The organism is Ensifer sp. Root31 (assembly GCF_001424825.1).
GTDB classification, from domain to species: domain Bacteria; phylum Pseudomonadota; class Alphaproteobacteria; order Rhizobiales; family Rhizobiaceae; genus Ensifer; species Ensifer canadensis.
The window spans coordinates 36,408-42,885 of sequence record NZ_LMCO01000037.1; the positions used below are offsets into that span (position 1 = coordinate 36,408).

The window sequence follows — 6,478 nt, forward strand, 5'->3', positions numbered from 1 at the left end:
TGATATGACATCAGCTTCCGCAACCGTTGAGTTGGCGGCTATAGAGCGAGGCCATGCCAGAGGCGCGTTTGGCGCCGGTCTTGGCCGTGTCGCTCCAGTTGCCGCGGGCATAACCGGCATGCCCGTGATAATAGGCGATGTAGAGCCGATAGGCGTCGTTGAGCGCGATGCCGTTCTTCTGGCTGCTTTCGCGGTGATACCAGGCAATGAAGCGGATGGCGTCGCCGAAATCCGAACGCCGCGCCGTCCAGCGGCCGGTTTCGCTCTGGTAGCGCGCCCAGGTGCCGTCGAGCGCCTGCGAATAGCCATAGGCCGATGAAACGCGCGTCCAGGGAATGAAGCCGAAGAGTTTTGTGCGCGGCGGCTTGGCATTATGGCGGAAGCCGGATTCCGTATAGATCGTCGCCATCAGCACCGGAACGGGCACGCCATATTCGCGCTCCGCCTGATAGGCGGCGCGGCGCCAATTGTTGAAAAGGCCATCTCGCTGCTCGAAAACCGCGCACGCGTTCCGGGTGTCTCTCGGCACCGTTGCGCAACCGGCCAGCAACAGGAGGACGACGACAAAAACGCAACGCATCTTCGAACCTCTCGTTTCCGAGAGATTGATAAAACGTAAACGTTAAGGATCGGTTTTGAATCGAATACGATTGATTGCGGGGCTACCGCATACGTCCTGAAGTCGGATCCGATTTAAGGATAAATTATGCAGCAGGTTCAAAGTGCTACGGCGTCCTTTGCGCGTCCGCAGGTTTCCGAAGATCATGCGAGCGCGCGTCGACGGCGGCAGGCGCGAAACGAGGAGAGCGAAGACATGCGGTTTCCTGCTTTGATGTTTGCAACCCTTGTCGGACTGGTGGGCCTTGCACCCGCCGCATGGGCCGACGATTGCGCCAATGCCAGCGACCAGGCGACGATGAACGAATGCGCTGATAAATCCCTCAAGGCCTCCGACACCGAACTCAACACCCTCTACAAGCAGATCGAGGCGCGCCTGAAGGACGACCAGGACACCACCAAGCTGCTCATTGCCGCACAAAAGGCATGGATCGCCTTCCGTGATGCCGAATGCGATTTTTCCGCCGCCGGGGTTACGGGCGGCACCGCCTATCCGATGATCGTCCTTCTGTGCCGCGATAACCTGACCCAGAACCGCGTCAAGGATTTCAAGGGCTATCTCAGCTGTCAGGAAGGCGACCTCAGCTGCCCGCTGCCGCCGGTAAACTGACGGGCTGATGGGCAGGCTAGCCAAAACGCTTGTGATGACCGCAGCGATCATCGGGCTGTTGTGGACCGGCGCGCAAGCCGCCGACCGGACGGCGCTCTATGTCAGCGATGCGATCGTCACAGGCACCGGCGAGCAGAACCGGCAGATCGGCTTTCGCGAATGCCTGAGCGAGGTTCTCGTCAAGGTCTCCGGCGATTTCACGCTCACGGGGAGCACGGCACTTGCCGCCCTGCAGGTGCAAGCCGCAGAGTTCGTCGCCTCGTTCTCCTACCGCGACCGGCTGGAAGGCGTCCCGATTCATGACGAGCAGGGAACGCATGACCGCCCGCATGACCTTACCTGCCGTTTCGATCCCACCACCATCGATCCGCTCCTGGCAAAGCTCGGGCGCAAGCCGTGGCTGTCGCCGCGGCCGACAATCGCCGTGCTGCTTGCCGTTCACGATCAGAGGCGCCGCTTCGTGCTGACGCGCGACGGCAGCGAGAGCCCGTATATGGCGGATTCGCTTGCCGTCGCGGCAGTACCGCTGGCGCTCTCGGTGCGGCTGCCCGATGCTGCAACGCTTACAAGCAAAGACCTTGATTTCGTCCATCTATCGCGCCAGCGGCCGGCCGAGCTCAAACAGCTCGCAACGGATATCGGCGCGGAAGTGCCCCTCGCCGGCACCCTCGTATGGTCCGATGCCGCCCGCGGCTGGATCGCCGACTGGCGCATCACCGAAAACGGCAGGGAGTATCGCTGGCAGATCCGCGGCGTCAGCTTCGACGAGGCCTTTCGGGATGCCATGCGCGGCGCCGCGCGCATACTCTCCGGCAACGGCGCGCCGTAGATAAGCATCGTATTGCCGATTGTTGCGCTCAGCGCCTGCTGATCTCAGCCCAGGGACGCGACCAACTCGCGATAGGCGGCTTCCGGGAAGGCCTTGAGCGTCCGCGTGCGCACATTGCCACCCATGCCGAGCGTCATGGCAAAGCGCGCCGCCACCGCATCGTCAGGCGCCTCGCAGATAGCCACCATGTCGTACTCGCCCATGGTCAGAAAGAAATGTTTGAAGGAGCCGCCCATGTCGGCGAGCATCTTCTTGGCCGCGTCGAGCCGCTTGGGAGACTCGCGCACGTTCTTAACGCCCTGCTCTGTCCAGTTGAGGAGCACGACATAAGTGGTCATTTCACACCTCCATGAGGGCACGCTTCACGCCCACGGTGCGACTGCCCGTGCTTCAAGCCGGGTGCCCCAATTGCTCCGAAAGGGGAAGTATAGTCCTGTGCGGAGACACCTACAAGAAAGCATCGGAACAACAAAAAAGCCGGGCTGAGCGCCCGGCTTCTTGATGGTTCGACCTTCGACCGCTTAGCTGTCGAGGAACGAGCGCAGCTTGCGCGAGCGGCTCGGATGCTTGAGCTTGCGCAGCGCCTTCGCCTCGATCTGACGGATACGTTCGCGGGTAACCGAGAACTGCTGGCCGACTTCTTCGAGCGTATGGTCGGTGTTCATGCCGATGCCGAAGCGCATGCGCAGGACGCGCTCTTCGCGCGGCGTCAGCGAGGCAAGAACGCGGGTCGTCGTTTCGCGCAGGTTCGCCTGGATGGCGGCATCGATCGGCAGCAGCGCATTCTTGTCCTCGATGAAATCGCCGAGATGCGAATCCTCTTCGTCGCCCACCGGGGTTTCGAGCGAGATCGGCTCCTTGGCGATCTTCAGGACCTTGCGGACCTTTTCGAGCGGCATGGCGAGCTTCTCGGCCAATTCTTCCGGCGTCGGTTCGCGACCGATTTCATGCAGCATCTGGCGCGACGTGCGAACGATCTTGTTGATCGTTTCGATCATGTGCACCGGAATGCGGATCGTGCGGGCCTGGTCGGCGATCGAACGGGTGATCGCCTGACGGATCCACCAGGTCGCATAGGTCGAGAACTTGTAACCGCGACGGTATTCGAACTTGTCGACCGCCTTCATCAGGCCGATGTTGCCTTCCTGAATGAGATCGAGGAACTGCAGGCCGCGGTTGGTGTACTTCTTGGCGATGGAGATGACGAGGCGCAGGTTCGCTTCGACCATTTCCTTCTTGGCGATGCGCGCTTCGCGCTCGCCCTTCTGCACCATCGAGACGATGCGGCGGAATTCGGCGATCGAGATGCCGGTTTCGGTCGCAAGGTTCTGGATCTCCTGGCGGATGTCGCGGATCGTCTGGTTTTCGCTCTTGGCGAATTCCTTCCAGCCCTTGCCGGCCAGGTTGCTGATCGACTTCATCCAGTTCGGGTCGAGTTCGGCGCCGGAATACTGCTCGAGGAACGAGTCACGCTTGACGCCGTAGGATTCGGCCAGGCGCAACAGGCGGCCTTCGTTCTGCATCAGGCGCTTGGAGATGTCGTAGAGCTGCTCGACGAGGCTGTCGACGCGGTTCTGGTTGAGCGACAGCGACTTGACCGCCTTGATCAGCTCGTCCTTGAGCTCCTTGTAGCGGCGCTCCTGGGCAGGCGACAGCGTGCCAGTGGCAGCCAGGCGGGCTTCCACCTGCTGGTCCTGCAGCTTGCGCAGCTTCTTGTAGGTCTCGGCGATGATGTCGAGGGTTTCCATGACCTGCGGGCGCAGTTCCGCTTCCATGGCGGCGAGCGAGAGGTTCGACTCGTCGTCGTCTTCCTCTTCCTCCTCGCTCGGCATGACATCGCCGCCGACATTGGTGATGTCGTCGTCGTTGGCGGCGCGAACCTTGCGGGTCTTTTCCTTTTCCTCGGCAGCCTTGCGGTCAGCCTCGATCTTTTCCGGGCTCTGGAACTGCGGAGCAGCCTTTGCCTCGGGACCGGAATAGGTGGTTTCGAGATCGATGATCTCGCGCAGCAGCGTCTGGCCTTCGTTGAGTTCGTCGCGCCAGATGATCAGCGCCTGGAACGTCAACGGGCTCTCACAGAGACCAGCGATCATCGTCTCGCGGCCAGCCTCGATGCGCTTGGCAATCGCGATTTCGCCCTCGCGCGACAGAAGCTCTACCGAACCCATTTCGCGCAGATACATGCGCACCGGGTCATCGGTTCTGTCGGTCGGCTCTTTCTTCTTCGTCGCCGCAAGCGCCGTGCCGCCGGAAGGGGCCAGTTCGCCGCCTTCGCCGTCGTTGTCGTCGTCGCTGCTTTCGTCGTCGCTGCTGCCGCCGGCGGCTTCCTCAGCTTCCTCGTCTTCGATGACGTTGATGCCCATGTCGGAGAGCATCGCCATCGTGTCTTCGATCTGCTCGGAGGTGACTTCTTCGGACGGCAGGACGGAGTTCAATTCGTCCATCGTCACATAGCCGCGCTTCTTGGCGGCCTTGATCATCTTCTTGACAGCGTCATCGGAAAGATCGAGAAGCGGGCCGTCCGGAGCGCCTTCGCGTTCAACGTCAGCTTCTTCGTTTTCTTTGACTTTGGTTGCCATTTAGTTCGTCGCTTTCCTTGTCGCAACCGGCGTGAGCCCGGTGCAAATGCCGCTCGAAGGTCCGGGTGCGCCGCGCACCCGCCACCGAATCATTTCCCCTGACGTAACGGGATGATGTTTAATTCCTGATTAACCACGATAGCGATCGTGGCAAAGCGGGCAAGCTCCGACAGTCCTGCCACTGAAGCACTACTGGCATGATATCCTAACCGCCGTGTCATTTCGCCATTTCTTGCTTGGAAATGGTGATTCCCAGAATTTTCGATCCCGTCAAGCATTTCCGCTGAAAAACCGCCCGATTCGGCAAAAATCGCCTCAGTTCATGTTTTTTGGTGTTTATCAGCGTCCGCTGAACATGTAGGCGCTGCCCGTCAAAAGACAAGGGTCGATACCGCTTATCGGCAAGGCTCCGTTGTGCCTTGGCCAACGGCGCAACCATGACTATACGCGTTGGCACCCTCACACCGAAAGCCCGTCATATTTGACGATCTTCACTGCCTCAATGTCGAACTCCGGCAGACAGCGCAGGTTGACGGCCGCCATGGGTCCGTTCGGACCGGCCCCTTCGCCGAAGGGTGCGATGCCACAATGGTTGCAGAAATGATGCTTGATGACATGCCTGTTGAATTCATAGGTCGAGAGATCAGCTTCCGGCGTCTTCAGCCTCAGACTGTCGCGCGAAACGAAGGCCAGCAATCCGCCACGCCGGCGACACATCGAACAATTGCAATCGATCGCCTCGGCGAAGTTCCCCTCAACTTCGAAGGCAATCTTTCCACAATGACAGCTTCCCTCATAGCGCATGCACGGGCTCCTCTGATCGTCTCAACCGCTGATCGCAGACATCGGCAGCGTCGGCAAAGATAGTGCACCGCAGCCGACGAACAAGCCGGATCAACAAGACGCAAAACAATTCCTGAAACGGCGGACTTCGTCTTAGAGTTCGCAACATTATTCCGGTTTTTCGCTTGCCCGCGACCCGATCTCGAAAGACCTTCCGCCCTACTGCATGTTTCCTTAAATCGTACCCGATTTATGGACAAAAACATGCGGCAATTCAAAGCGCTACAGCGACCTTTGCGCGTCTGAAAAGACGCGCGGCGCTGCAGGAAACGGAGGCCAGAATGAACATCAAGGAAACCGACGCCATGCGCGTCATCAGCATTGCGCGCAGGATCACAATCCCGGACGTCAGGCATGCAGCCGCCGAGCTGGCACCGCTGATCGAGGCGGAGATCGGCCGGGCGGGGCGCAAGCCCGCAGGGCCTTGGATCTTCATTGCGCAGAACCTGCCGAAGAACGCCAGAACCGTCTTTGACTGGCGCATCTGCCGACCCGTCGAGCGTGGCGAGGGCTATCGCGGCGCGCTGGATATGATCGAGCTCGAGCCGATCATGGTAGCCTCGACCCTGCATCAAGGCCCGATGCGAAGCCTCTTCACCCAGGGCTATGCGCCGCTGGTGGAAAAGATCGAGATGAGCAGACACAATTTCTCCGGCGAGAGCCGCGAGATTTATCATCGCTGGGCCGGCCCGGGCGCCCGCTACCACGAGATCGAGATCCAGTTCGGCCTTGCCAACTAGAGCATTTCCAGGAGAAGTGCGCAGCGGTTTTCCGTCAGGAAATGCGCAAAAACAAAGAGATATAGCGTTTCTGCGATTCCGTCTAAACGGGAAACGCTGACGAAAAAGCCGCGCATCCGTGGAACGCGCGGCCTGGTGGTTTCCGGCACTGCGCCGAAGCGTCCCGCTTACCAGTCCATGACGACCTTGCCGGAGTTGCCGGAGCGCATGGCCTCGAAGCCGTCGCGGAACTCGTCGATGCCGATGCGGTGGGTGATGA

At 60.3% G+C, this 6,478-nt stretch carries 7 protein-coding genes; 3 read left to right on the plus strand and 4 right to left on the minus strand.

Going from position 1 to position 6,478, the window contains the following annotated elements:
- Positions 1–10: 10 nt before the first annotated feature.
- On the minus strand, positions 11–580 hold the full coding sequence (locus ASD00_RS27425; protein ID WP_025427878.1) for a transglycosylase SLT domain-containing protein: 570 nt from the start codon (positions 578–580) through the stop codon (positions 11–13).
- 234 nt (positions 581–814) lie between these two features.
- Between ASD00_RS27425 and ASD00_RS27430 the strand changes: the two genes are divergently transcribed.
- Positions 815–1,228: a lysozyme inhibitor LprI family protein gene (locus tag ASD00_RS27430; protein ID WP_025427879.1), complete on the plus strand. Its 414-nt coding sequence runs from the start codon at positions 815–817 to the stop codon at positions 1,226–1,228.
- Between the two features lie 34 nt (positions 1,229–1,262).
- Positions 1,263–2,057: a DUF2066 domain-containing protein gene (locus tag ASD00_RS27435; RefSeq protein ID WP_158268959.1), complete on the plus strand. Its 795-nt coding sequence runs from the start codon at positions 1,263–1,265 to the stop codon at positions 2,055–2,057.
- Between the two features lie 44 nt (positions 2,058–2,101).
- On the opposite strand, the gene ASD00_RS27440 is transcribed toward ASD00_RS27435, so the two are convergent.
- From ASD00_RS27440 to ASD00_RS27450, 3 genes are all read right to left on the minus strand, one after another.
- Positions 2,102–2,395, minus strand: coding sequence for a GYD domain-containing protein (locus ASD00_RS27440; RefSeq protein WP_025427881.1), 294 nt, complete (start codon positions 2,393–2,395; stop codon positions 2,102–2,104).
- Positions 2,396–2,578: 183 nt separating this feature from the next.
- On the minus strand, positions 2,579–4,636 hold the full coding sequence (gene rpoD, locus ASD00_RS27445) for an RNA polymerase sigma factor RpoD (protein ID WP_025427882.1): 2,058 nt from the start codon (positions 4,634–4,636) through the stop codon (positions 2,579–2,581).
- Between the two features lie 459 nt (positions 4,637–5,095).
- Complete coding sequence (locus tag ASD00_RS27450; protein WP_025427883.1) at positions 5,096–5,440, minus strand: GFA family protein; 345 nt, start codon at positions 5,438–5,440, stop codon at positions 5,096–5,098.
- 320 nt (positions 5,441–5,760) lie between these two features.
- Here ASD00_RS27450 and ASD00_RS27455 point away from each other — a divergent pair, with 320 nt between their 5' ends.
- Entirely contained in the window at positions 5,761–6,219 is a 459-nt protein-coding gene (locus ASD00_RS27455) for a hypothetical protein (RefSeq protein WP_025427884.1), read from the plus strand.
- The last annotated feature ends 259 nt before the right edge of the window (positions 6,220–6,478 follow it).

Bases quoted from the DNA above. Each gene is read 5' to 3' on its own strand.
- ASD00_RS27425 (WP_025427878.1), bottom strand. From the start codon at position 580: ATGCGTTGCGTTTTTGTCGTCGTCCTCCTGTTGCTGGCCGGTTGCGCA.
- ASD00_RS27430 (WP_025427879.1), top strand. From the start codon at position 815: ATGCGGTTTCCTGCTTTGATGTTTGCAACCCTTGTCGGACTGGTGGGC.
- ASD00_RS27435 (WP_158268959.1), top strand. From the start codon at position 1,263: ATGACCGCAGCGATCATCGGGCTGTTGTGGACCGGCGCGCAAGCCGCC.
- ASD00_RS27440 (WP_025427881.1), bottom strand. From the start codon at position 2,395: ATGACCACTTATGTCGTGCTCCTCAACTGGACAGAGCAGGGCGTTAAG.
- rpoD (WP_025427882.1), bottom strand. From the start codon at position 4,636: ATGGCAACCAAAGTCAAAGAAAACGAAGAAGCTGACGTTGAACGCGAA.
- ASD00_RS27450 (WP_025427883.1), bottom strand. From the start codon at position 5,440: ATGCGCTATGAGGGAAGCTGTCATTGTGGAAAGATTGCCTTCGAAGTT.
- ASD00_RS27455 (WP_025427884.1), top strand. From the start codon at position 5,761: ATGAACATCAAGGAAACCGACGCCATGCGCGTCATCAGCATTGCGCGC.